Origin of the sequence: Streptomyces sp. NPDC051364, from assembly GCF_040682115.1 — a bacterium.
In the GTDB taxonomy this organism is placed as follows: Bacteria; Actinomycetota; Actinomycetes; order Streptomycetales; family Streptomycetaceae; genus Streptomyces.
The window spans coordinates 207,309-233,481 of record NZ_JBFBAH010000010.1 but is presented as its reverse complement, the minus strand read 5'-3'; the positions used below and the strand labels follow the sequence as shown (position 1 = coordinate 233,481).

At 72.1% G+C, this 26,173-nt stretch carries 11 protein-coding genes; 10 read left to right on the top strand and 1 reads right to left on the bottom strand.

All coding sequences use genetic code 11. The features are described 5' to 3' along the window. Window positions 1-10: 10 nt before the first annotated feature. The 4 genes from AB0M76_RS22845 (at window position 11) to AB0M76_RS22830 (ending at window position 6,633) form a co-directional block, all read left to right on the top strand. Entirely contained in the window at window positions 11-730 is a 720-nt protein-coding gene (locus tag AB0M76_RS22845) for an alpha/beta fold hydrolase (RefSeq protein WP_365954624.1), read from the top strand. Between the two features lie 112 nt (window positions 731-842). Beyond that, on the top strand, window positions 843-1,796 hold the full coding sequence (locus AB0M76_RS22840) for an ATP-binding cassette domain-containing protein (RefSeq protein ID WP_365954622.1): 954 nt from the start codon (window positions 843-845) through the stop codon (window positions 1,794-1,796). Beyond that, window positions 1,793-2,554 (top strand): ABC transporter permease, encoded by a 762-nt coding sequence (locus AB0M76_RS22835; protein WP_365954621.1) that lies wholly within the window; start codon window positions 1,793-1,795, stop codon window positions 2,552-2,554. The genes AB0M76_RS22840 and AB0M76_RS22835 overlap by 4 nt, the downstream gene beginning before the upstream one ends. Window positions 2,555-2,814: 260 nt before the next feature. Next, window positions 2,815-6,633, top strand: coding sequence for an amino acid adenylation domain-containing protein (locus tag AB0M76_RS22830; protein ID WP_365954620.1), 3,819 nt, complete (start codon window positions 2,815-2,817; stop codon window positions 6,631-6,633). 68 nt (window positions 6,634-6,701) lie between these two features. Here the strand turns inward: AB0M76_RS22830 and AB0M76_RS22825 are convergent, their stop codons facing one another. Then, the gene (locus tag AB0M76_RS22825) at window positions 6,702-8,216 is read right to left on the bottom strand and encodes an FAD-dependent monooxygenase (RefSeq protein WP_365954619.1); all 1,515 of its coding nucleotides are present in this window, start codon (window positions 8,214-8,216) and stop codon (window positions 6,702-6,704) included. A 391-nt stretch (window positions 8,217-8,607) separates the two neighbouring features. On the opposite strand from AB0M76_RS22825, the gene AB0M76_RS22820 reads away from it, so the two are divergent. From AB0M76_RS22820 to AB0M76_RS22795, 6 genes are read left to right on the top strand one after another with little or no spacing between them, the layout of a single operon-like run. Then, window positions 8,608-8,844: a phosphopantetheine-binding protein gene (locus tag AB0M76_RS22820; protein ID WP_266674336.1), complete on the top strand. Its 237-nt coding sequence runs from the start codon at window positions 8,608-8,610 to the stop codon at window positions 8,842-8,844. Next, window positions 8,841-10,091, top strand: coding sequence for a cytochrome P450 (locus tag AB0M76_RS22815; protein WP_266674338.1), 1,251 nt, complete (start codon window positions 8,841-8,843; stop codon window positions 10,089-10,091). The genes AB0M76_RS22820 and AB0M76_RS22815 overlap by 4 nt, the downstream gene beginning before the upstream one ends. Further along, entirely contained in the window at window positions 10,088-10,825 is a 738-nt protein-coding gene (locus AB0M76_RS22810) for an alpha/beta fold hydrolase (RefSeq protein ID WP_365954618.1), read from the top strand. Before AB0M76_RS22815 ends, AB0M76_RS22810 begins: the two co-directional genes overlap by 4 nt. A gap of 52 nt (window positions 10,826-10,877) precedes the next feature. Continuing rightward, a complete protein-coding gene (locus AB0M76_RS22805; RefSeq protein WP_365954617.1) occupies window positions 10,878-14,021 on the top strand; it encodes a type I polyketide synthase in 3,144 nt (1,047 codons plus the stop codon). A gap of 41 nt (window positions 14,022-14,062) precedes the next feature. Beyond that, entirely contained in the window at window positions 14,063-19,600 is a 5,538-nt protein-coding gene (locus AB0M76_RS22800; protein WP_365954616.1) for an SDR family NAD(P)-dependent oxidoreductase, read from the top strand. Between the two features lie 9 nt (window positions 19,601-19,609). Continuing rightward, window positions 19,610-26,173: a type I polyketide synthase gene (locus AB0M76_RS22795; RefSeq protein ID WP_365954615.1), complete on the top strand. Its 6,564-nt coding sequence runs from the start codon at window positions 19,610-19,612 to the stop codon at window positions 26,171-26,173.

Here is a 26,173-nt window from a genome sequence, read left to right as displayed (position 1 = left end):
AGAGCCCGGCATGTCCGCGGAACGCGGGGACCAGGCCACGCTGCTGTGCGTGCCGTTCGCGGGAGCAGGTGCTTCGTTCTTCCACCCGTGGCGGGAGCCGGCCGCCGACCGGTGGCGCATCACCTCGGTCGAGCTGCCGGGCCGTGAGCGGAAGATCCTGGAGGAGCCGTACCGGAACGTCGTCGAGGCGGCCAAGGGCTCGATCGACGACATCGTCGCGGACCTCGGTGAAGGGGCCCGGGTCGTGCTGTTCGGGCACAGCCTGGGCGCGGTGCTCGCGTACGAGCTGGTGCACCTGCTGACCGCGCGCGGCGTGCAGGTCGAGCGGCTGATCGTCAGTGGTTCGCCCGGGCCGTGGACCCAGCGCGAGCGGCGGGCCACCGGGCTCCCGGACGAGGAGTTCCTCGCCAGGGTCGAGGAGTTCGCGGGGTTCCGGCACGAGGCCCTCGACCACCCGGAGATGCGCGAACTGATTCTCCCGGTGCTGCAGGCCGACTGCGAGATGCACGAGAACTACGTCCCGAGCACCGACGAACTCGTGTCGGTCCCGATCTGCTCGCTGCGGGGCGCCTCCGACGGACTGGTCACCGCGGAAGAGGCCCGGCAATGGCAGGCGTCGACCACGGCCGAATTCAGCTATGTGGAGTTTCCGGGCGATCACATGTATCTGGTCGATCTCGGCCGTGAGGTGCTGGACGTGATCGAGGCGCAGTCCGCCCGCGCTCGTTAGGGCGGGGCGGTTTGCGGACGGAATGAGCGGTCCTCTGGCCCGGGCGATCTTGTCGAACGCCGTGTCAGGGATGTGACAGGTGCGTGACAGGCCCGGAGAGGAAAGTGGAGGAATGAGAAGTTCAGCGATTGCAGTTTCAGGGCTGCGCAAGGCATATGGCGACAAGGTCGTCCTCGACGGCATCGATTTCGATGTCGCCGCAGGATCGATCTTCTCCCTGCTCGGCCCGAACGGGGCCGGCAAGACGACGACGGTCAACGTCCTCACGACGCTGATGGCGGCCGACGCCGGCACGGTGCGCGTCGCCGGGCACGACGTGGCGACCGCGACCAAGCAGGCGCGCGCGGCCATCGGCGTGACCGGTCAGTTCGCCGCGGTGGACGATCTGCTGTCCGGCCGCGAGAACCTGCAGCTGATGACGGACCTGAAGCGGGTGCGGGGCGGTGACCAGGTGGTCACGCAGCTGCTGGAGCGCTTCGACCTGGTGGAGTCGGCGGACAAGCTGTCGTCGACCTACTCCGGCGGTATGCGCCGCAAGCTGGACCTGGCGATGACGCTGGTCGGCAACCCGGAGATCATCTTCCTCGACGAGCCGACGACGGGTCTCGACCCGCGCAGCCGGCGCACGATGTGGGGGATCGTCCGCGAGCTCGTGGCCGAGGGCACCACCATCTTCCTCACCACCCAGTACCTCGAGGAAGCCGACCAGCTCGCCGACCAGATCGCGGTGCTGAACGGGGGCCGCCTGGTCGCCCAGGGCACCCCCGAGGAGCTCAAGCGCCAGATCCCGGGCACCCACATCAGGTTCCGGTTCGCCGACCTCTACGAACTCGACGCGGCGGCGCGCCTCCTGACCGGGTCCGTGCGGGACGACGAGGAGCTGACCCTGCGGGTGGCCAGCGACGGTGAGACGAGGTCGCTGCGGGTCCTGCTGGACCAGCTCGACGCGCACTCGCTCGACGCCCAGGAGTTCTCGGTGCAGCGACCGGACCTCGACGACGTCTTCCTCGCCCTGACCGACCCCACGCGTACCGAGCACCTGAGCAAGGAGGCGATCGCACAGTGAGCACTGTCTCGACGCCGTTCGCCGATTCGTCGATCATGTTGCGCCGCAACCTGAAGCACAACGTGCGCAACCCCATCACGATGTTCAACGCGGTCCTGTTCCCCATCGTGATCATGCTGATGTTCGTCAAGGTGTTCGGCGGCGCGTTCAGCGTCGGCGACCACTACATCGACTACGTGACGCCGGGTCTGCTCGTCATGGCCATCAGCTACGGCCTGGGGGCCACCGCGACGGCCGTGAACTCCGACATGACCAAGGGCATCATCAACCGGTTCAAGGTCATGGACGTCTCCCGCGGCGCCATGCTGACCGGGCACGTCGTCATCACCGCCGTGCGCGCCCTGGTGGGCTGCGCGGCCATCATCGGCGTGGCCTTCCTGATGGGGTTCGACCCCAAGGCGAGCGCCGTCGACTGGCTCGGCGTGATCGGCATCATCGTGCTGCTCAGCATCGCGGCCGGCTGGCTCACGGTCGCCATGGGGCTGGCCGCCAAGACCGCGGAGTCGGCCGGCCTGGGCGCCGTGCCGCTGATCATGCTGCCGTTCCTGAGCAGCGCTTTCGTGCCCGCGGACACGATGGGCGCCGGTGTGCGGCAGTTCGCCGAGTACCAGCCCTTCACCCCGATCATCGAGACGCTGCGCGGGCTGCTCGCGGGCAACCCGTCGAGCGGCGACGCGATCGCGGCCGTCGCCTGGTGCGTCGGGATCGCCGTCCTCGGCTACGTGTGGGCGATCTCCACGTTCAAGAAGAGAGCGTGACCCCGACCAGCTCAGAAGCTGGTCCGGCGTCCCCTCCCGAGCCGCCTCGGCCGACCGCGCGTCGCCGAGGCGGCTCCATGTTTCGCACCATGCGGGCACCTTCCGCTCCCCACCCGGCTGATCGACTGCGCCTTCGCCGAGCCGGGGAGCGATAGACCCCGCACGTTCTTCGACCTGCCACAGGTGGCTGCGTGGGCGGAGGAATCGGCTGCTCCGCGTCCCCTGAGGCCTGGGCCAGTCGATCCTCAAGGAGTGAAGCAATGGTTCCGCTGTCATTCGCACAACGCCGCTACTGGTACATGCACCAACTGGAGGGCGGGGAGACCTGGAACATGCCCTCGGCCCTGCGGCTGACCGGCCCCCTGGACCAGGGCGCCCTCGCCGCGGCGATCAGTGACGTGGTCGACCGGCACGAGATCCTGCGCACCACGTACGTGACCGACGACGAAGGCGAGCCCCACCAGCGGATCCTGCCGATGGCGCAGGCGTCGGAGCAGACGCGGCTGTCGGTGGTCGAGGTGGCGCCCGAAGGCGTGCCCGGCGCGATCGACGAGGCCGTCGCGCACGGGTTCGACCTGGCAGCCGAAATCCCCTTCCGGGCAGCCCTGTTGCGCTGCTCGCCCGAGGAGCACGTGCTGGTCCTGGTCGTCCACCACATCGCGACGGACGGCAGCTCGGGCGCCCCGCTGGCACGGGACCTGGCCGCCGCCTACACCGCCCGCCGGGACGGCGGGGCGCCGCAGTGGGAGCCGCTGCCCGTGCAGTACCAGCACTACACGATGTGGCAGCGCGAGGTGCTCGGCGACCTGGCCGACCCGGACGGGCTCGGCGCGGCGCAGATCGAATACTGGCGCGACGAACTGGACGGGGTGCCGCAGCCGCTGGACCTGCCGCTGGACCGCCCGCGGTCCGTCGAAGCGACGACGCACGGCGACACGGTCGGCTTCGGCGTGGAGCCGGAGGTGGCGGCCGGGCTGGAGAAGCTGGCCGCCGAGCGCGGAACGACCATGTCGATGGTCATGCACGCCGCGCTGGCGGTGCTGCTGAGCAAGCTCGGCGGCGGGGACGACATACCGGTCGGCACCCCGATCGCCGGGCGGACCGACGAGGCGCTGGCCGATCTGATCGGGTGCTTCGTCAACAACCTGGTCCTGCGCGTGGACCTCTCCGGGAACCCGTCGTTCACCGACGTGCTCGCGCAGGTGCGGAACAAGGCGCTGGCGGCCTACGAGCACCAGGACGTGCCGTTCGACGTGCTGGTCGAGGCGATCAACCCCGACCGCTCCACGGCGTACCGGCCGCTGTTCCAGGTGATGTGCGGCTGGCAGAACTTCGAGAAGCCGGTCCTCGAGTTCCCCGGGCTCGAGGTGGAGTTCGTGCAGGCCCTCACCTCGAAAGCCATGGTCGACCTGTTCTTCAGCATGGCCCTGGACGAGTCGGGCGCGCTGCGGGGCGACATCCAGTACGTGACCCAGCTGTTCGACCGGGACACGGTCGAGGCCATGGCCGCCCGCTTCGCGCGCATTCTGGAGCAGCTGGTCGCCGACCCGGGCATGTGCGTCGGGGACGTCGACGTGCTGATCGCGGGGGAGCGGGAGCGGCTGCTGGTGGAGGCCAACGACACCGCCGGGCCGACCCTGGAGCAGGGCCTGGTGGACGCCGTGCGAAGACGAGCCGAAGAGAGACCCCAGGCGCTCGCCGTCATCGGCGAGAACGAGTCGCTCACCTACCGGGAGCTGGACACGCGGTCCAACAGGCTGGCGCACTGGCTGGCCCACCGCGGCGTGCGGGCCGAATCGCTGGTCGCCGTCTGCCTGCCCCGGACCGTGAATCTGATGGTGGCGCTGCTGGCGGTGCTGAAGGCCGGCGGAGCCTACGTTCCCCTCGACCCGGACCACCCTCGCTCCCGGATCGACTTCATCCTCGAGCAGGTCGACCCGGTACTCGTGCTCGATGCCGAGACGCTGGCCGGCGCGGACTGCTCGCAGTATCCGGATGCGGCACCCGAGGTGTTCGTCCGTCCGGAGAACACCCAGTACGTGATCTACACGTCGGGCTCGACGGGCACCCCGAAGGGGGTCGCGGTCCCGCGCGGCGCGCTCGCGAACTTCATCGCCTCGACGCAGCGGCGGTTCCCGCTGTTGCCGGCGGACCGGATGCTGTTCAGCACGACGGTCTCGTTCGACATGGCGAACACCGAGCTGTACCTCGCGTTCGTATCCGGCGCGACCATGGTCATGGCGACGAAGGACACCGTCACCGATCCGTCGGCCGTGATGGCGCTGATACGCCGCCACGGGGTCACCGTGGTGCAGGCCACGCCCGCGTTCTGGCAGATGCTGCTGACGCACGAGCCGAACGCCGCGCAGGGCCTGCGGATCATCACCGGCGCGGAGGCCGTGCCGGCCCGGCTGGCCGAGACGCTGGCGGAGCAGGCCGCCGAAGTGGGCAACTGGTACGGCCCGACCGAGACGACGACGTGGTCGACCATGGCGCCCGTGAAGGCGGGGGCGGGTGCGCCGCCGATCGGGACGCCGATCGGGAACACCCAGGTGTACGTGCTCGACTCGTGGCTGCGACCGGTTCCGCGCGGGGTGCAGGGCGATCTGTACATCGCCGGTGACGGGGTGGCCCGCGGGTACCAGGGCCGGCCGGAGCTGACCGCGGAGCGGTTCGTGGCCTGTCCGTTCGGCCCCGCCGGTGCGCGGATGTACCGCACCGGGGACCTGGTGCGGTGGGACAGGGACGGCCGGCTGGAGTACATCGCGCGAACCGACCACCAGGTGAAGGTCCGGGGTTTCCGGATCGAGCTGGGCGAGGTCGAGAACGTGCTGGCCGGGCACCCCGGTGTGGCGCAGGCGGTGGTCGTCGTACGCGAGGACCGCGAGGGCGACAAGCGCATCGTGGGATACGTGGTCCCGGCGGCCGATGCCGGTGTCCAGGCCGACGAGTCGGCCGGTCCGCTGCTCGCCGAGCTCTCCGCGTACCTGCGCGGGCGTCTGCCGGACTACATGGTGCCTTCCGCGGTGATCCCGCTGCCGGAGATTCCGCTGACCCCGAACGGGAAGCTCGACCGGCGCGCGCTGCCCTCGGAGCACACGGCCACCGTGGCCGGCCAGGAGCCGCGCGACGCCCACGAAGAGAAGCTGTGCGCCCTCTTCGGCGAGCTGCTCGGCCGGGAGAAGGTCGGCATCCACGACAACTTCTTCACGCACGGCGGGCACTCGCTGCTGGCCACCCGGCTCAGTGTCCGCATCCGCAAGGAGTTCGACGTCGAGATCCCCATCAGGACGATCATCAAGTTCCCCACGGTGGCCGAGCTGGCCTCGCTGGTGCTCATCGGCAGTCCCATGGACAACGACGACCCGTTCGCGGTCGTGCTGCCGCTGAACAGCGATCCCGGCACGGGCAAGGAGCCCATGTGGTTCTTCCACGGGGGAGGCGGGCTGGGCTGGGCGTACTTCAGCTTCGCGCCGCACGTGCAGGACCGGAAGGCGTACGCCCTGCAGTCCCGCGGCTCCGACGGCGTGGACTCGCCGGCGGGATCCGTGGCGGAGATGGTCGACGACTACGTCGCCGAGATGCTGAAGATCCAGCCGGAGGGGCCCTTCCACCTGGTCGGCTGGTCCTACGGCGGCACCGTCGTACAGGCCGTCGCGGATGCGCTGGACCGGCTCGGGCACGAGATCTCGCTCGTGGCCATCCTGGACTCCCAGCCCGGGGGGCACGGGTGGACGGAGATCCACGCCAACAAGACCCTGGCGGAGTACCGGGCGGAGCTCGAGGACTTCTTCGGCCAGTACATCGGCACCGACAACCGGCAGGAGTTCCTGGACACCATGTCCAAGGTGCTGGCCAACAACTCGAACCTCATGATGGATTTCGAGTCGCCGGTCTACCGGGGTGACGTGCTGTTCTTCAGCGCGACGCTGCAGGACGAGCAGTACGCGCACCTGTGGCGGCCGTACGTCACCGGTTCCATCGAGGTGCACGACGTACACGCCACACACCACGAGATGAACATGCCCGCATCCGTGGCAGAGGTCTTCGAGGTCATCAACCGCAAGCTGGCGGGGTGACCGGCGCGGAATGACCGACGGCGGCCGTCAGGACCCGAAGGGGTCCCGGCGGCCGCCGTCGTGGTGTCTCAACCCTGCAGGGCCGGACCGAACCAGGTGGTGAGGGCGGTCCGGAGCGCGGAGGTGTCGGGCGCGCCGCCGTCGCAGGCCCAGGCGACGTGGCCGTCGGGGCGGATCAGGAGCGCGGCGGGAGCCGGTACCTGGTCGATGGCCGGGACGGCCCACTGGTCGTCCTCGCTGCGCGCCTCGACGAGGTCGACGCGATCGGCCCAGCCCTTGGCGACCGCCGCCACCTCGGCGCTGCCGCTCAGGTCGAGCAGTACGGGGCGGCCGGCGTGCAGCAGGTCGTAGACGCCGATGGTGCCTTCGGGCGTCTTGAGGTCGGCGTCGGGGACCCGGCGGCCCGCCAGCGGGTGGTCGACGTCGACCGGGTACCGGATGTCCAGTGCGGTGAGCATGAGACGCAGGTGCCGGTTGACGTCGTCGAACACCATCAGCGAGCCGAACACCTCGCGCAGCGCGTCCGTCTGTGCGCCGGGGCGGGCCAGGGCCGACTGCGCCCGGGTGTTGTGCAGAACGCGCTCCCCGACGGGGTGGCGCTCGGCGTGGTAGCTGTCCAGCAGGCTCTCGGGCGCCCGGCCGCGCACCACCGAGGCGAGCTTCCAGCCGAGGTTGACCGCGTCCTGCACGCCCATGTTCAGCCCCTGCCCGCCGGCCGGGAAGTGGATGTGCGCCGCGTCGCCCGCGAGCAGCACCCGGCCCTGCCGGTACTCGGCGGCCTGCCGCGCGGCGTCGTTGAACCGGGAGACCCACCGCGGGCTGTGCATGCCGAAGTCGGTGCCCGCAACCCTGATCAGGGACTCCCGGAGCTGCTCGAACGTCGGGGCCTCGTCGCGGTCCGCGACGCGGTCGTACTCGGAGGTGATCACCCGGTACCAGCCCGGCTCGAAGGCGATCGCCGAGTAGTCGCCGCCTGCACAGCGCCGCACCCAGACGTAGTCCTCGGGCAGATCGGGGAGTTCGACGTCGCCGATCAGCGCGGTCATCGTCGCCTCCGTGCCGGGGAAGTCGATGCCCGCCAGCTTGCGCACCGTGCTGCGCCCGCCGTCGCAGCCCACGAGGTAGCGGGCGCGCAGCGTCGCCGGTGCCGCGTCCGCCGTGCCCAGTTCGACCGTCACGCCGTCCTGGTCCTGGTGGATCCCGCTCACCTCGGACGAGCGGCGGACCTGCACGCCGAGCTCGGCGGCCCACTCCTCCAGCAGCCGCTCGATGTCGGACTGCAGGATCATCAGCGGGTAGGGGTGCCTCGACTCCGACTCGTCGAAGTCCAGATAAAGGCCGGAGAAGTGGCCCACCGGCTGGAGTTCGCCGACCGCGAGAAAGCGGTCCAGGATTCCGCGCTGGTCCAGCACCTCCAGGGTGCGGGAGTGGATCCCGCCGGCTCGCGATTCGCCCGTGCGCTCCTCGAGCCGCTCGACCACCACCACGTCGACGCCCGCCAGCCGCAGCTCGCAGGCGAGCATCAGGCCCGTCGGCCCGGCGCCCGCGATCACCACGTCCGTGTCGAAGCCGGTGTTTCCCACGTCGTTGCCCCCTCTGTTCCAGTGCGCCTCTAACGTCGTTAAATCACGTCCACGTTCACTGAACGCGGATCAGCCGGTCAAGGAACGCCGGTGCCGGGGCGACACGAGCCGCCGGCGAACTTGTCCTGTCCCGCCGGCGGGACAGGGGCGTCGTGTGCAGGCTCGCCGGTCCACGCTCAACCCCAGCGGCCGGCGAGCACCGGAGACCACCAACACGGTGTGAGCGGTCGCGTATTCACGCGACACTCGATTCGGCCATTCAAAGAATTTGTCTCGCCGGCGGGACAGCGCAAAAGGCCCCAGTGGTCGTGATGGCGGTGTCGGTCCGCAGACCGGGCCGAAAATGACGCGGGCGGGCACTCCCGGTCGGCGGAGGAAGGAAAGAGTGGCAATGGAATCGACGCTGGCGCAGGAAATCGCCGAGCTGTGGAGGGAACTCCTCGACTGCCCCGAGGTCGGGGTGGAAGACGACTTCTTCACGCTCGGCGGCAATTCGCTGACCGGAATCAAGATCATCGACCAGGTGTCGCAGAACTACGGCGTCCAGCTGTCCGTGCGCGACTTCTACCTGGCACAGACCCCGGCCCGGGTCGCCGAGCTGATCGAGCAGGGGAGGGCGGCGGCGTGAGGTTGACGCCTGGTCCCGGGCGCGACATCGACCTCGCCGGCGTCGACCTCTTCGACCTGGACCTCTACACGTCGGGCGATCCGCACCCGATCTGGGACGTGATGCGGGCCGAGGCGCCCCTGCACCACCAGGTCCTGCCGGACGGCCGCGAGTTCTGGTCGGTGACCCGCTACGAGGACGTCCGCCGCGTGCTCAGCGACCACCGGGAGTTCACCTCCGAGCGCGGCACCGTGCCCACCCACCTCGGGACGGACGACGTCGCGGCCGGCGTGCTGATGACGTCCACCGACCCGCCGCGGCACACCGAGGTCCGCCGGCCGCTCGGCTCCAAGCTCACGGCGCGCGCGGTGAAGTCCTGGGAGGACTCCATCCGGCGCACGGTCGTGGGATTCCTCGAGCCTGCGCTCGACGGCGAGACCTTCGACCTGGCCGAGAAGGCGCTGCTCCTCCCTGCGATGGTCACGGGCCCGCTCCTGGGCATCCCGGAGAAGGACTGGGCCGAGCTTGTCCAGCTGACCGCGATGGTGACGGCTCCCTCGGACCCGCACTTCCAGATGGGCAGCGAGGCCGCGACCCTGGCCATCTCCCACCACGAGCTCGTCACCTACGTCAAGGAGTGGGTCAAGACCCGCCGGGCGACCGGCGAGGAGGGCGAAAGCCTGCTCCACCACCTCATGAGCGTCGCTCCGGGAGGCACGCCGCTCTCCGACGAGGAGATCGCCCTCGACGGCTACAGCATCCTCCTGGGCGCCAACGTGACGACGCCGCACACCGTCTCGGGCACCGTGCAGGCGCTCATCGAGCGGCCCGTGCAGTACGACAAGGCGGCGTCCGACCTCTCGCTGGTCCCGAACCTGGTCGAGGAAGGGCTGCGCTGGACCTCGGCCGCGTGCAACTTCATGCGGTACGCGGTGGACGACGTCGAGATCGGCGGGGGCGTGATCCCGGCCGGCGGCGCGGTCGTGGCGTGGATCGGCTCGGCCAACCGGGACGAGTCCCTGTTCCCCGACCCGCACACGTTCGACATCACGCGCGAAGGTGCGAAGCGCCAGGCCGCGTTCGGGTTCGGGACGCACTTCTGCATCGGGGCGCCGCTGGCCCGGATGACGCTGCGCATCTTCTTCGAGGAGCTGCTCCAGCGCTTCGAATCGATCGAGCTCGCCGGCGAACCGCAGCACCTGCGGTCGTACTTCATCGCCGGGATGACCCACCTCCCCATCGTCGGCAAGAAACGGCAGACGCCATGACCACCGGCTCCACCACCGCCGCCTCGCCGTGGTTCGTCCGGCCGCCGTCCGCCGGCCACCCCGCCCGGATCTTCTGCTTCCCCTTCTCCGGGTCCGGGGCTTCGGCGTTCAGCGCCTGGCCGGCCGCGATCGACGACGTCGAGATCTGCCCGGTGCAGTTCCCCGGCCGCGAGAACCGGCTGGGCCACCCGCACTACGGCACCTACGAGAACCTGGCCGCGAGCCTGGTCGAACCGCTGGAGCCGCTGCTCGACCGCCCGTACGCGTTCTTCGCGCACTGCGCGGGTGCGATGCCGGCGTACGAAACCGTCCTCCGGCTCGCCGAACTCGGCCTGCCCGGCCCGGACTGCCTCGTCGTGTCGGGCCAGCCGGCCCCGCACGACGCCTCGCGCGACCGGATGCTCACCATGTCCGAGCCCGAGCTGCGCGCCGAGCTGGAGTCGTTCGTCCGCAGCCGCGGGATCGAGCCGCGGCCGGACATGATCGACATGGGCATGTTCGTGCTGCTCCGCGACCACGCAGCCGCGGGCGCGTACCGGCGGCCGGAGCCGGTCAAGGTGGACTGCCCCATCGTCGTCCTGCACTGGCAGGACGACCCCGACGTGAGCCTCGACGAGCTCCAGGGGTGGCGTCAGTACTCGGATTCGGTCGAATTCCGGGTCGTCGACGGCGGCCACTACGACTTCATGGACGCGCCGGACGAGCTGCAGAAGTTGTTGACCTGTTGGCGGTGAAAGCAGTGCAGCCCGTAAGAGCCGTATGCCGAGGGAACCGGAAGGAATTCGTATGAGTGGCGCAGCCGCCGATATTGCCGTCATCGGGATGTCGTGCCGCTTTCCCGGTGTGAACGACCTGGGTGAGTTCTGGCGCTTGCTGCTCGACGGGGAGTCGACCGTCGGAAAGTTCCCCGAGCGCCGGGCGGCCGACTCGAACCACATGTCCCACCCGGACGCCGACACCCTGAACTCGGGCTCGTTTCTCGACTCCATCGACGGGTTCGACGCGGAGTTCTTCGCAGCGGGCGGCGCGGAAGCGGCCGCCATGGACCCCGTGCAGCGGCTGGGGCTGGAGCTCGCCTGGGAGGCCGTCGAAGACGCCCGGATCCCGGCGGCCGCGCTCGCGGGCCGCGAGATCGACGTCGTGGTCGGCAGCGGGCCCTCCGGGTACGAGCTGCTGCGCAAGCGGTCCGGCAGCGACCAGGACGACCACTACGCCGCGCTCGGCTCGAGCGGTGCGCTGATCGCGAACCGGATCTCGAGCCTGTTCGACGTCCGCGGCATGAGTTTCAGCGCGGACTCGGGCCAGTCCTCCTCACTCGTGTCGCTGGCGCTGACGTGCGACCGGATACGCAGCGGCGCGGTCGACATGGCGATCGCGGGCGGCGTGCACCTGATCGTCGATCCGGAAGCGGGACTCGGCCTGGCGAATCTGGGCGCCCTGTCGCCCGACGGCCGCTGCTTCACCTTCGACGAACGGGCCAGCGGTTTCGCCCGGGGAGAGGGCGGGGCGTTCGTCCTGCTGAAGCGGCTCGACCTCGCCGTCGCCGACGGTGACCACATCTACGCGGTGGTGCGCGGCTGGGGCGTCGGCAGCGGTGGAGCGTCCACCCGGATGCCGGATCCCAGCCCCAGCGGTCAGGCCGCGGCCGTGCTGTCCGCCCTCGGACGCGCGGGTGTCCCCTTCGACGGTGTCGACTACGTCGAGGCCCACGGCACCGGTACACGCATGGGCGATCCGGCCGAGATATCCGGCCTGCGCGAGGTGATCCGGGAATCCGGCCGCAGCCGCCCGCTGGCGATCGGCTCGGTGAAGACGAACGTCGGGCACCTGGAGCCGGCCGCCGGAATCGTCGGCTTCGTGAAGGCAGCGCTCTGCATCGACCGCGCCCACCTGGTGCCGAGCCTGAACTTCCGCTCTCCGAACCCCGCCATCGCGGACTTCCACGAGGACTTCGAGGTCCTGCGCGCCGCGCGGCCCTGGCCGGGCGAGCCCGGCCGGCCGCGCCGGGCAGGCGTATCGGCGTTCGGCATGGGCGGTACCAACGCGCACGTGATCCTCGAACAGGCCCCCGAGGCGCGGACGGAACCCCGCGCCACGGACGAGGACCCGACCTCCGCGGGCACATCCGGGGTGCTGCCCTGGGTGCTGTCGGCGCGGTCGGAGGCGGCACTGCGCGAGCAGGCGGCGCGGCTGCGGGAGCTCGTGGCCGCGGACGCATCGCTGTCGGCGGCCGATGTGGGGCACTCGCTGGTGTCGACGCGCTCGGTGTTCGACCACCGGGCGGTGGTACTGAGCGCTGACCGCGAGGAGGCGCTGTCCGGCCTCGACCTGATCGCGGCGGGCGAGGACTCGGCGCGGGCGGTTCGCGGAGTGGCCACGGGGTCGCCGGGCCCCGTCGTCTTCGTGTTCCCCGGCCAGGGGTCGCAGTGGCTGGGCATGGGCAAGCAGCTGTACGCGGAGTCGGAGGTCTTCGCCCGCTCGATCGACGCGTGCGCGCAGGCCCTGGCCCCGTACGTGGACTGGTCCCTGGTGGACGTGCTGACCGGAGCGGAGACGGCCGCCTCGCTGGAGCGGGTGGACGTGGTCCAGCCGGCCCTGTTCGCGATGATGGTGTCGCTGGCGCAGGTGTGGCGCTCCCTCGGCGTGGTCCCCGACGCCGTCGTGGGCCACTCGCAGGGCGAGATCGCCGCGGCGTGCGTGTCGGGCGCCCTGTCGCTCGAGGACGCGGCCCGGATCGTCGCCCTGCGCAGCCGGGCACTGATCGAACTGGCCGGCCTGGGCGGCGGGATGAGCGCGGTGGCCGCGCCCTCCGCATGGGTCCACGACCGGCTGGAGCAGTGGTCGGGGAGGCTCTCCGTGGCCGCCGTCAACGGGCCGGCCTCGGTGGTGATCGCCGGAGACGGCGCGGCACTGGACGAGTTCGCCGCGATGGCGTCCGGCGAGGACGTCCGGGTGCGCCGGGTCAAGGTGGACTACGCCTCGCACTCCCACCACGTCGAAGCCATCCGCGACCGTCTGCTCGAGGACACCGCGGGTCTTTCGCCGCGGGAGTCGGCGGTGAAGTTCCATTCCACGGTCACCGGCGGACTGCTCGACACCCGCGTGCTCGACGCCTCGTACTGGTACGACAACCTGCGCTCGATGGTGCGCTTCGGCGAGGTCGTCGAAGGCCTGATGCAGGACCACGGCGGTGTGTTCGTGGAGGTCAGCCCACACCCCGTGCTCCAGGTGGCGATGGAGGAGGCCGCCGACGCGCTGGCGACCCCGCCGGTCGTGGTGAGCACCCTGCACAAGCGCGACGGGAGCGCGGGCCAGGTCCTGGCGTCGCTGGCCGCACTGCACGTACGCGGTGTGCCGGTGAACTGGAAGGCGGTGTTCACCGCGGACCGGCCGCGCCGGATCGGCCTGCCGACCTACGCGTTCCAGCGGCAGCGGTACTGGCTGACGGCGCCCGACGGCACCGAAGCCACGAACAGCCCCGCCGCGCAGGCGAGCGGACCGGACGCGAGCACCAGGGCGGCGTACCTGGGGTCGGAATCATCGGTCCTGACCCTCGTCTGCGCCGAAACGGCGGCGCTGCTGAGTGCGAAGGACGCGGATCGGACGTTCGCCTATCTCGAGGCGAGGTCGACCGAGACCTTCAAGGTGCTGGGCTTCGACTCCTCGACGGCCGTGGCGCTCCGCAACCGGCTCACCGCGGTGGCCGGAGTGCGGCTCCCGGCCACCGTCGCGTTCACCTACCCCACTCCGCAGAAGCTCGCCCACCACGTCTTCTCCCTCCTCGAGCCGCAGGCGGCCGAGGCCCCGGAAACGGTGGACGCTGCGCATCCGGACAGCCCGGGCGTGGAAAGCCCGAGTCTGGAGAGCCCGAGTCTGGAAAGTCGTAGTGATGACGATTTGTACGAAATGATCGAACGCGGCTACGTGTAGCCACACCTGTTCTTCTGAGTCACTGGTTGGGGGAGGCCCTGGTGGAGGATGTCGACAAGCTCCGGTCCTACTTGCGACGCGCCGTCGGCGATGCGCAGGACCTGCGCGAGCGGGTGCGCGAGCTGGAGGAGTCCGCTCGCGAGCCCATCGCGGTCGTGGGTGTGGGGTGTCGCTTCCCGGGTGGGGTGACGTCCCCCGAAGGGCTGTGGGGAGTCGTGTCCGACGGTGTGGACGCGATCACCGAGTTCCCGCTGGACCGCGGATGGGACGTGGAGGCGCTGTACTCCCCGGATCCCGAGGCGCCCGGGACGACGAACACGCGCTCGGGCGGATTCCTGCACGACCTCGCGGAGTTCGACGCGCCGTTCTTCGGCATCAGCCCGCGCGAGGCGCTCGCGATGGACCCGCAGCAGCGGCTGATGCTGGAGACGTCGTGGGAAGCGCTGGAACGGGCGGGCATCGACCCGGCCGCGCTGCGCGGCTCGGCGACCGGCGTGTTCACCGGCATCTACACCACCGACTACGGCCCGCGGATGGGCGGCGCGGCAGCCGGCGAGGTCGAGGGCTTCCAGCTCACCGGCACGCTCCCCAGCGTCGCCTCGGGCCGGGTGGCGTACGTACTCGGCCTTGAGGGCCCGGCGTTGTCCACCGACACCGCGTGCTCGTCCTCGCTCGTCGCCGTCCACCAGGCCGTCCGCTCCCTGCGGTCCGGGGAGTGCACCCTGGCGCTGGCCGGCGGCGTGTCGGCCATGCCGACCCCGGGACTGCTCGTGGAGATGGGCCGCCAGCGCGGCCTGTCGGACGACGCGCGGTGCAAGGCGTTCGCGGACGCGGCCGACGGCACCGGCTTCTCCGAGGGCGCGGGCATGCTCGTCCTCGAGCGGCTCTCGGACGCACAGCGCAACGGGCGTCGCATCCTCGCCGTGATCCGCGGCTCGGCGACCAACCAGGACGGGGCCTCCAACGGCCTCACCGCGCCGAACGAACTGGCCCAGCGCCGGGTCATCCGGGCAGCCCTGGCCGATGCCGGGCTGCAGGCGAGCGACGTGGACGCGGTGGAGGCGCACGGGACCGGCACGAGGCTCGGCGACCCCATGGAGGCGGAAGCGCTGCTCGCCACCTACGGGCAGGACCGCGACCAGGACAGCCCGCTGTGGCTGGGCTCGCTGAAGTCCAACATCGGCCACACGCAGGCGGCCGCCGGCGTCGGCGCCATCATCAAGATGACCATGGCGCTGCGCCACGGAGTGCTGCCCAAGACGCTCCACGTGGACCGTCCGTCGACGCACGTGGACTGGACGTCCGGCGCGGTCGAGCTGCTGACCGAGGCCCGGGAGTGGACCAGCGCACCGGGGCGCCCCCGGCGGGCCGGCATCTCCGCCTTCGGCATCAGCGGCACCAACGCCCACCTGATCCTCGAGCAGGCACCCGAGACCCTCGAGCAGGCCCCCGGGGAGACCACGGCCCGACCGGCCCCCGCCGCGGTGCCGTGGGTGCTGTCGGCGCGGTCGGCGGAGGCGCTGCGCGAGCAGGCGCTGCGGCTGCGCGACAGCGTCGCCGCGGACGCGGACCTCCCGCTCGCGGGCGTGGGACGTTCGCTGGTGACGACGCGATCCCTGTTCGAGCACCGCCAGGTCGTCATCGGCGCCGACCGGGACGAGCTGCTCGCCGCCCTGACCGCCGCTGCCGCGGGCGACGAGAGCGGCGCCGCCGGTGTGGTTGCCGGAGTCGCGAAGCCGGTGGGCAAGACGGTGTTCGTGTTCCCGGGCCAGGGGTCGCAGTGGGTCGAGATGGGGCGCGAGCTGTGGGAGTCCTCCCCGGTGTTCGCGCGCCGCATGCAGGAGTGCGCGGACGCGCTGTCGCCGCACGTCGACTGGTCCCTCCACGACGTGCTCGGCGACGGCGACGCGCTGGAACGCGTGGACGTCGTACAGCCCGTGCTCTGGGCCGTGATGGTGTCGCTGGCCGAGGTGTGGCGCTCGTACGGGGTGCAGCCCGCGGCCGTCGTGGGCCACTCCCAGGGGGAGATCGCCGCCGCGTGCGTCGCCGGCGCCCTGTCGATCGAGGACGCCGCGAAGGTGGTGGCGCTCCGCTCGAAGGCGATCCTGGCCCTGTCGGGGCGCGGCGGCATGGTGTCGGTCGCGCTTCCGGTGCAGGACGTGCGCGCACGTCTGACGGACGGGCTGTCGGTCGCGGCGGTCAACGGGCCGTCGTCCGTCGTGGTGTCGGGCGACGTGGCCGAGCTCGATGCACTGCTGGCCGCCTGCGAGGCGGACGAGGTGCGGGCCCGCCGGGTTCCGGTGGACTACGCCTCGCACTCCCGGCACGTGGAGGCCATCGACGGCGAACTGCGCCGGGTGCTGGCGGGGCTCCGGCCGCGTACGGCCGAGGTGCCGTTCTTCTCGACCGTGACGGCCGACTGGCTGGACACGACCTGCATGGACGCCGAGTACTGGTACACCAACCTGCGGCAGACGGTCCGCTTCGAGGAGGCGACCCGGGCTCTGGCCGAGCAGGGCTTCCGCTTCTTCGTCGAGGCGTCCGCCCACCCCGTCCTGACGATCGGCGTGGAACAGACCCTGGACAGCGCGGGCGTCGAGGCAGCCGTCGTGGGCACGCTGCGCCGCGGCGAGGGCAGCCTCGCGCGCTTCCACCGGTCGGCGGCCGAGGCCTTCGTGGCCGGCGCCGAGGTGCCCTGGGAGAAGGCGTTCCAGGGCTGGGACGGCCCGTGGGTCGAGCTGCCCACGTACGCCTTCCAGCGGCAGCGCTACTGGCTGAACGCACCCGCCGAGACCACGACCACCGGGAGCACGTCGGACCACCCGCTGCTCGACGCCGTGATCGATCTGCCCGATGACGGGGAGAACGGCGCAGTGGTGGGCAGCGGGCGGCTGTCCCTGGAGCGCCAGCCGTGGCTCGCCGACCACGTGGTCCACGGCGCCGTCCTGGTGCCGGCAACCGCGCTGCTGGAGATGGCGGTCTGGGCCGCGCACAAGGCAGGGGGCGACGTCGTCGACGAACTCACCCTGGAAACGCCGCTGGTGCTCTCCCGGACGGCCGAGCGCGAGATCCGCGTCGTGGTCGACGGCAAGAGCGTGATCAGCGTGCACTCCCGGGGCGAGGGCGACACCGGGTGGACGCGCAACGCCGTCGGCGTCGTCGGGTCCGACACCGGACGCACCCCCGCGCAGGAAAGCCTCGTCGCGTGGCCTCCCGCAGGCGCGGTCGCCGTGCCCTTCGAGGAGGAGTACGCCCGCCTGTCCGCCCTCGGGTTCGGCTACGGGCCCCTGTTCCGCGGCCTGCAGAAGGTCTGGCGCCAGGGCGACGCCCTGTTCGCGGAGGTGGAGCTGCCCGCCGCCGACGGCGCGGACCGCAGCCGGTACCGGATCCACCCGGCGCTGCTCCACGCCGCGCTGCTCCCGGTCGGCCTGGGGCAGTTCGTCGACAACTCCCGGCCCGAGGGCTGGCTGCCGTTCCGCTGCACCGGCATCCGCGTGAACTCCGCCGAGCCGGCCGTACTGCGCGTCCGTCTCGCACCCGCGGGGGAGAACACGCTGTCCGTGACCCTCGCGGACCAGGACGGAGCCCCCGTCGGCGGCGTCGCATCGCTGACCCTGCGGCCCGCGGACGTCCAGAAGCTGACCGCGCTGAGCTTCGACCACCAGGACGCGCTGTTCCAGGTGGACTGGGCCTCCCTCACGGTCCCCTCCGGTCACGCCACGGGCCGGTACGCGGTGCTGGGCGCAGCCGCCGGGGCCCTGGAAGAGGGTGCAGAGGTCTTCGCCGACCTCGGGGAACTCGCCGCCTCCGGCGGCGGGATACCCCCGATCGTCATCGCCGGCATCGACCGGACGGGCACGGACGGCGCTGACACACCCGCCGCAGTCGAGCGCAACCTCCACCGTGTGCTGCGGTGGACGCAGGACTGGCTCGCCGACGACCGGTTCGCCGACTCCCGCCTGGTCGTCGTGACGCAGGACGCGATCCACGACGAGCAGGTGCCCCGCCCCGACTCCGCGGCGACCGCGGTCTGGGGATTCGTACGGACCGCGCAGACCGAGAACCCGGGCCGGTTCACGCTCGTGGACACGGACGGCCGGCCCGCCTCGTGGGCCTGCGTCCCCGCAGCGGCCGGAACCGGAGAACTCCAGCTCAAGATCCGAGCCGGCGAGGTGACCACGCCGGAACTGGCCCGCGCCCACGGTGTGTCCGCCGGTGCCGGAGCCCTCGGCGGGGAGGCGGACGTTCCCGCTCTCGGGTCCGGGACGGTGCTGATCACGGGCGGCACCAGCGGTCTGGGCGCGATGCTGGCCCGGCACCTCGTGGAGCGCCACGGCGTGCGTCGGCTGGTGCTGACCAGCAGGCGGGGCCTGGCGGCCCCGGCGGCGGCAGGTCTGCTGGAGGAGCTGACCGGGGCGGGAGCGCAGGTCGAGGTCGTGGCCTGCGATGTCGCGAGCCGTGACTCCGTAGCGGAGCTCATCGCCGGGATGCCGTCCGAGCACCCGCTGACCGCGGTGATCCACTGCGCGGGCGTGCTGGCCGACGGGGTCGTCGAGACGCTGACCGAGGAGCGTGTGAACACGGTCCTCGCGCCCAAGGTGAACGGTGCCTGGCACCTGCACGAGCTGACCCGTCATCTGGACCTGTCCGCGTTCGTGCTGTTCTCCTCGATCGCGAGCGTGCTCGGGACGGCAGGACAGGCCAACTACGCGGCGGCCAACGCGTTCCTCAACGGCCTCGCGGAGACCCGTCGGGCCGAGGGCCTGCCGGCCACCTCGCTGTGCTGGGGCTTCTGGGCCGAACGCAGCGAGATGGTCGCCGGCATCGGCGACACGGACGTCGTACGCCTCCAGCGGCAGGGTGTGCTGCCGATGGCTTCGCAGGAGGGCCTCGCGCTCTTCGACGCGGCGATCTCGCTGGACGAGCCGGTCCTGGTGCCGGCGCGGCTGAACCTCGCGGCACCGGGCGCGGCTTCACCGCTCCTGCGCGCCCTGAACGGGACGCCTGCCGGACCGGGCGGCCCGGGGAGCCGGGAGTCCACCGACAGCGCACTCGCGCAGCAGCTGGCGTCGCTCGCGCCGGCCGACGCGGAGGCGGTGCTGCTCGATGCCGTCCGGGCGCAGACCGCGATCGTCCTCGGCCACCCGGACGCCCGGCGGATCACTCCCGCTGCGACGTTCAGGAAACTGGGGATCGACTCGCTCACCGCGCTGGAGCTGCGGAACAAGCTGTCGGCGGTGACCGGCCTGAAGCTGCCGTCCACGCTGGTGTTCGACCACCCGAACCCCACCGCCCTCGCGCAGTTCCTGAACGCGCGTATCACCCCCGACTCCGGCGCTGCCCCGCAATCTCCGGCCGATCACCTGGCCAAGGAGATCAACGGACTGGGCGCCCGGCTGGAGGAGGCGTTCCTCGAGCTCGCGGACGAGGACAAGAACACCATTTCCACTCTGCTCGGCGAGCTGCAGGGCCGAGTCCGTTCGCTGGTGAGCGCCGGAGCACCGGTCGGCATCGTCGACCAGATCAGTTCGGCCTCGGCGGGAGACCTTCTCGCGCTACTGGACAAAGAGCTCGGCTAGGGGAGAGCGATGACAAACGACAACAACGCCGAAGTTCTCGAGTACCTCAAGCGGACGTCGATCGAGCTGATCGAAACCCGCAAGCGCCTGAAGGAGCTGACCGAGGCCGCCGCCGAGCCCATCGCCGTGGTGGGCGTCGCCTGCCGCTTCCCGGGTGGGGCGGCGTCCCCGGAGGCACTGTGGGACCTGGTGCAGGCGGGCGCGGACGCCGTATCGGAGTTCCCCGAGGACCGCTACTGGGACCTGGAGGACCTCTACGACCCGCAGCGCGAGCGGCCGGGCACCTGCTACACGCGGGAAGGCGGCTTCCTCCATGACGCGGGCGACTTCGACGCCGACTTCTTCGAGATCAACCCGCGCGAGGCGCTGGCCTCCGACCCGCAGCAGCGGCTCCTGCTGGAGACCTCGTGGGAGTCCCTGGAGAGGGCCGGCATCGACCCGCACTCCCTGCGCGGCACCAGCACCGGCGTCTTCGCCGGCATCGCCTACTTCGGGTACGGCAACCACTACTTCACCCCCGAGAACATCTCGGGCTACGCGCAGATCGGCTCCCTGCTGAGCGTCGCGTCCGGCCGCGTGTCGTACGCGCTGGGCCTGGAGGGCCCGGCGGTGTCGACCGACACCGCGTGCTCGTCCTCCCTGGTGACGGTGCACCAGGCGGTGCAGTCGCTGCGCCAGGGCGAGTGCGGCCTGGCGCTGGCCGGCGGTGTCACCGTCATGGCGATGCCGCAGGTGCTCCGCGAGTTCGCGCGCCAGGGCGGCCTGGCGGCGGACGGCCGGTGCAAGGCTTTCGCCGACGCGGCGGACGGCACCGGCTTCTCCGAGGGCGTCGGCATGCTGGTCCTGGAGCGGCTCTCCGACGCGCAGCGCAACGGCCGCAAGATCTGGGCGGTCATCCGCGGCTCCGCCATCAACCAGGACGGCGCCTCCAACGGCCTGACCGCACCGAGCGGCCCGGCGCAGCAGCGCGTCATCCGGGCCGCGCTGGCCAACGCCCGGGTGCAGGCGGGCGACGTCGACGTGGTCGAGGCGCACGGCACCGGTACCACGCTCGGAGACCCCATCGAGGCGCAGGCGCTGCTGGCCACCTACGGGCAGGAGCGCGAGCCGGGCAACCCGCTGTGGCTGGGCTCCCTGAAGTCGAACATCGGCCACACCCAGGCGGCGGGCGGCGTCGGCGGCATCATCAAGATGATCATGGCGATGCAGCGCGGCGTCATGCCCAAGACGCTGCACGTGGACCAGCCCTCGACGCACGTCGACTGGACGGCCGGCGCGGTCGAGCTGCTGACCGAGGCCCGCGAGTGGACCACCGCCCCGGGCCGTCCCCGCCGGGCCGGCGTGTCCAGCTTCGGCGCCAGCGGCACCAACGCCCACCTGATCCTCGAGCAGGCCCCCGAGCCGCAGCCGGCCCCCGACGCCGCCGACCGGGTGCCGGCCGGCATCTCGGGCCTCGTGCCGTGGGCGCTGTCGGCGCGGTCCGAGCAGGCGCTGCGGGCGCAGGCCGAGAAGCTGCGCACGTTCGTCGCCGCCGACCCGGCGGCGGACCTCGCCGCCATCGGCGCCTCGCTGGTTTCCGGCCGGGCGCAGTTCGAGCACCGCGCCGTGGTGCTGGGCAGCGGCCGGGACGACCTGCTGGACGCCCTCGCGAAGCTGGCCGAGGGCGCCGAGTCCCCCGCCGTGGTGCGCGGCGCGGCCGGCGAGCCGGGCGGCTCCGCCTTCATGTTCCCGGGCCAGGGCTCGAAGTGGACCGGCGTGGCCCGCGAGCTGTACGACACCTTCCCCGTCTTCGCCGAGGCCCTCGACGAGGTCTGCGCGTGCTTCGACGCGCACCTCCCCTTCGGGCTGGGGCCCCTGCTCCTCGCCGACGAGCCCGAGGGCCGCGAGCGCACGGACGTCATGCAGCCCGCGCTGTTCGCCCTGCAGGTCGCCCTCTACCGGCTCCTCAGCCAGTACGGCCCGCAGCCGACCCACCTGATCGGCCACTCCGTCGGCGAGATCGCGGCCGCCCACGTGTCCGGAGCCTTCGACCTGGACACCGCGACCCGCATCGTGGCCGCCCGCGGCCGCACCATGCAGGCCGTCACCGAGCCCGGCGCCATGCTGGCGGTCCGCGCCCCGGAAGCCGAAGTCGCCGCGCTGCTGCGCCCGTACACCCGCACCGGCATCGCCGCCGTCAACGGCCCGGAGTCGGTGGTGGTCTCGGGCCTGCGCGACGAGGTCCACGACCTGCGCGACCGGCTCGTCGCCGACGGCCGGTCGGCGAAGCTGCTCCCCGTCGACCACGCGTTCCACTCCCCGCTGATGGGCCCGGTCCTGGAGGAGTTCGAACTGGCGCTGCGCGCGCTTCCCATGGGCGGCGAGCTGTCGGTCCCGGTCGTCTCGACGCTGCTGGGCCGCGAGGCCACCCTCCAGGAGCTGACGTCCGTCGCCCACTGGGTCGACCACGTCCGCGAGCCCGTGCGCTTCCACGACGCAGTGGAGCGCGCCCGCGCGGCCGGCGCGAACGTCTTCGTCGAGGTCGGCCCGGGCTCCACGCTCGCCGGCCTCACCAAGGACGCGTTCGCCGCGCAGGGCGTGCACGACGCCGCCGTGGTGGCCTCGGCGCGCCGCGACCGCGGTGTGGCGCAGGGCCTGCTCGGCGCGCTCGCCGACCTGCACGTCCTGGGCGCCACCGCGGACTGGGCCGCCCTGTTCGGCACGCAGGAGCGCGTCGACCTCCCGACGTACGCGTTCCAGCACCAGCGCTACTGGATGGACTTCCTCTCGGGCCTCGCGTCCGCGGACGTGACCTCCGCCGGGCTGTCCGCCGCGGAGCACCCGCTGCTGGGCGCCGTGGTGGAGCACCCCAGCACCGACGAGCTGGTGTTCACCGACCTGTGGTCCCTGCGGACCCACGAGTGGATCGCCGACCACGCCGTGTTCGACTCGGTCGTCGTCCCGGCGACCGCCTACATGGACCTGGCGCTGTCGGTGGGCGAGCACGTCGGCTGCGCCTCGGTCGAGGAGCTCTCCCTCGAAGTCCCGCTGATCCTCCCCGACACGGGCGACGTGCAGGTGCGCGTCGTCGTCGGCGCCGCGGACGAGAGCGGCCGCCGCTCCCTGGACGTGTACTCGCGTCCCGCCGAGGACGCCGCCGGTGCCGGCGGCTGGACCCGGCACGCCATGGGCAGCCTGGCGCCCGGCGCCCCGCAGGACGCCGACCGGGCCGACGACGCCCGCGCGCTCGCCGCGTGGCCGCCGGCCGGGGCCGAGCAGATCGGCTTCGACGGCCTCTACGACTCCCTTGCGGACGGCGGCTTCGACTACGGCCCGCTGTTCCGCGGCCTGCGCGAGGTCTGGCGCAAGGGCGACGACCTGTTCGCCCTCGCCACCCTGCCGGAAGGCGCCGACGGCGGGTTCGCCCTGCACCCGGCGCTGATCGACACCGTGCTGCACGCCGTCGTCGTCGGCGGCGTCATCACCGTGACGGGCGACCAGGGCTGGATGCCCTTCGCCTGGTCCGGCGTGCACCTCGCCGGGGAGTGCGGCCCGACCGTGCGCGTCAAGCTCACCCCGGCCGCCGAAGGCGTCGTATCCCTCGTGATCGCCGACGAGCACGGCCACGAGATCGCCCACGTCGACGCGCTGACGTTCCGCCCGGCCAGCGCCGAGCAGGTCCGCTCGGCGCGCGGCGGCCGCGAGCAGTCCCTGTACGCACTGGACTGGCGCCCGGCCCCGGAGGCCGCGCCGGACGCCGGCCGCGCCCAGTGGGGCGTCATCGGCGCGGAGACCGGCCGGGCCGCCCGGCTCGTCGCCGCGGGCGACGGCAGCGTCTCGCTGTACGCGTCCCTCGGCGAGGTCCTCGCCGCCGACGCCCCCCGCCACCTCGTCCTGTGCCTCGACGACGCCGTCGCCCCCGGCGACGACCTGCTCACCACGGTCGGCGACGCGGACAAGCACGTGCTGGACTGGGTCCAGCGGTTCCTCGCCGAGGACCGGCTCGCCGCGTCCACGCTGGTCGTGCTCACCCGCCTGGCGCAGGCCGCCGGCGCGGGGGACAACGTCGAGAGCCTGCCCGGCGCGTCCGTGTGGGGCCTGATCCGCTCCGCCCAGACCGAACACCCCGGCCGGTTCCGGCTCGTCGACATCGACGACGAGGAGACCTCGTGGGCGGCCTTCGCGGACGCCCTCGCCCTCAGCGAGGACCAGCTGGCGCTGCGCGGCGGTACGTTCCTCGTGCCGCGGATGGCGCAGGCCGCGCCCGCCGACCACCAGCTCGACGCCCCGGCAGACGGCGCGTACCGGCTGGGCATCGCGAAGGCGGGCACGCTGGAGAACCTGACGTGGGTCGCGTGCCCCGAGGTGGCGGCGCCCCTGGAGGCCGGGCAGGTCCGCATCGCCGTCCAGGCCGCCGGCCTCAACTTCCGCGACGTCACGATCGCCCTGGGCCTCATCGACCGGACGGACTTCGACTCCGGGCTCGGCAGCGAGGGCGCGGGCATCGTGCTGGAGGTCGCGGACGACGTGGCCGGCCTTGCCCCGGGCGACCGGGTGACCGGCATCTTCAACGGCTCCTTCGGCCGCGTGGCCGTGGCCGACCACCGCCTGCTGGCCCCCGTCCCCGACGGCTGGAGCCACGCCGAGGCGGCCTCCATGCCGAGCACGTTCCTCACCGCCTACTACGCGCTCTTCCACGTGATGAAGCTGCAGAAGGGGCAGCGCATCCTCATCCACGCCGCGGCCGGCGGCGTCGGAACGGCCGCCGTCCAGCTGGCCAAGCACGTGGGCGCCGAGGTCTACGCCACCGCCAGCCCGGCCAAGTGGCCCGCGCTGCGCGGCATGGGCCTCGACGACGCGCACCTGGCGTCCTCGCGCGACCTGGAGTTCGTGGAGAAGTTCCTCGAAGCCACGGACGGCCGCGGTGTCGACGTCGTACTCAACTCCCTCGCGCACACCTTCGTCGACGCCTCCCTGAAGCTGCTGCCGGGCGGCGGCAACTTCATCGAGATGGGCAAGACGGACATCCGCGACCCCCGGCAGGTCGCGGCCGACCACCCCGGAGTCGACTACCAGGCCTTCGACCTCTACGGCACGGCGGGCCCGGACACCATCCACGAGATGTTCCGCGACGTCATGGAGCTGTTCGCCGGCGGACAGGTGCAGCTCAGCCCGATCTCCGTCCGCAGCATCCGCGAAGCCCGCGCGACGTTCCGCGAGATGAGCCAGGGCCGCCACGTCGGCAAGCTGGTCTTCGACCTGAGCGGCGGCTTCGGCGGCGGCACCGTGCTCGTCACCGGCGGCACCGGCGGCGTCGGTTCGCTGGTGGCGCGGCACCTCGTCGCCGAACACGGCGTACGGAGCCTGGTGCTGGCGAGCCGTCGGGGAACGGCGGCCGACGGCGTTCCCGAGCTGGTCTCGGACCTCGAGGAGGCCGGCGCCGCCGTCCGGGTCGTGGCATGCGACATCGCGGACCGGGCCGCCCTGGCGGACCTGCTCGCGGACATGCCCCCCCGGTACCCGCTGACCGCGGTCGTCCACGCGGCGGGCGTCCTGGCGGACGGCACCGTCGAATCGCTGACCGCGGAGAGCCTCGACCACGTGCTGCGCGCCAAGGTCGGCGGTGCGGCCAACCTGCACGAGCTGACCCGGGAGCACAGCCTGTCGGCGTTCGTCCAGTTCTCCGCCCTCGCCGGCACGCTCGGCACCGGAGGACAGGCGAACTACGCCGCGGCGAACGGCTTCCTGGACGGTCTGGCGGCGCAGCGCAGCGCATCCGGCCTGGTCGGCACCTCGCTGTGCTGGGGCTGGTGGGAGCAGAGCAGCGGCATGACCGAGGACCTGGACCAGGCCGATCTCTCCCGGCTCCGGCGGATGGGCATCGCCCCGATGCCGACGCCCGAGGCACTGGCCCTGTTCGACTCGGCGTGTGCGAGCGGCAGGCCGGTCCTCGTCCCGGCCCGGGTGGACGTCGCCGGGCTGCGGAACAAGGCCGCCGACGAGCTGCCGCTGCTGCTGCGCGGCCTCGTCGACGGCGCCCGTCCGCGCCGGGGCAGGGCGGGCACGCCCAAGGACGGCGGCTCTGCGGACCTGTCCGCCAGGCTGGTCACCCTGCCGGCGGACGAGGCCGAGGCAGCGGCCGTGGACTGGATCCGCGACCAGGCGGCAATCGTGCTCGGACACCCGTCCGGCGCGGCCGTCGACGCCGACCAGGCGTTCACCCAGCTCGGATTCGACTCGCTGACCGCGGTCGAACTGTGCAACCGCCTGGCCGCCTCGACCGGACTGCGCCTGGCGTCCACCCTCGTCTTCAGCTACCCCACACCGCGCGAGCTGGGCCTGCACCTGCTCGGCCTGCTGCGGCCCGAGGCGGACGCGAGCGCGGACGAGGACGCTGCGATCCGCGAAGTGCTGCGGAACGTCTCGATCGACAGCCTGCGCAGCGCAGGTCTCCTGGAGCTGGTCCTGGCGTGCGCCAACCCGCCCCGGGCGAACGGCGACGCAGCCGCGGCGGACGCGGACACCGCCGCGGACGAACTGTCGGACTTGGACCTGGACGCGCTGCTCGACCTGGCTCTGGATGAGAAGAGGTAA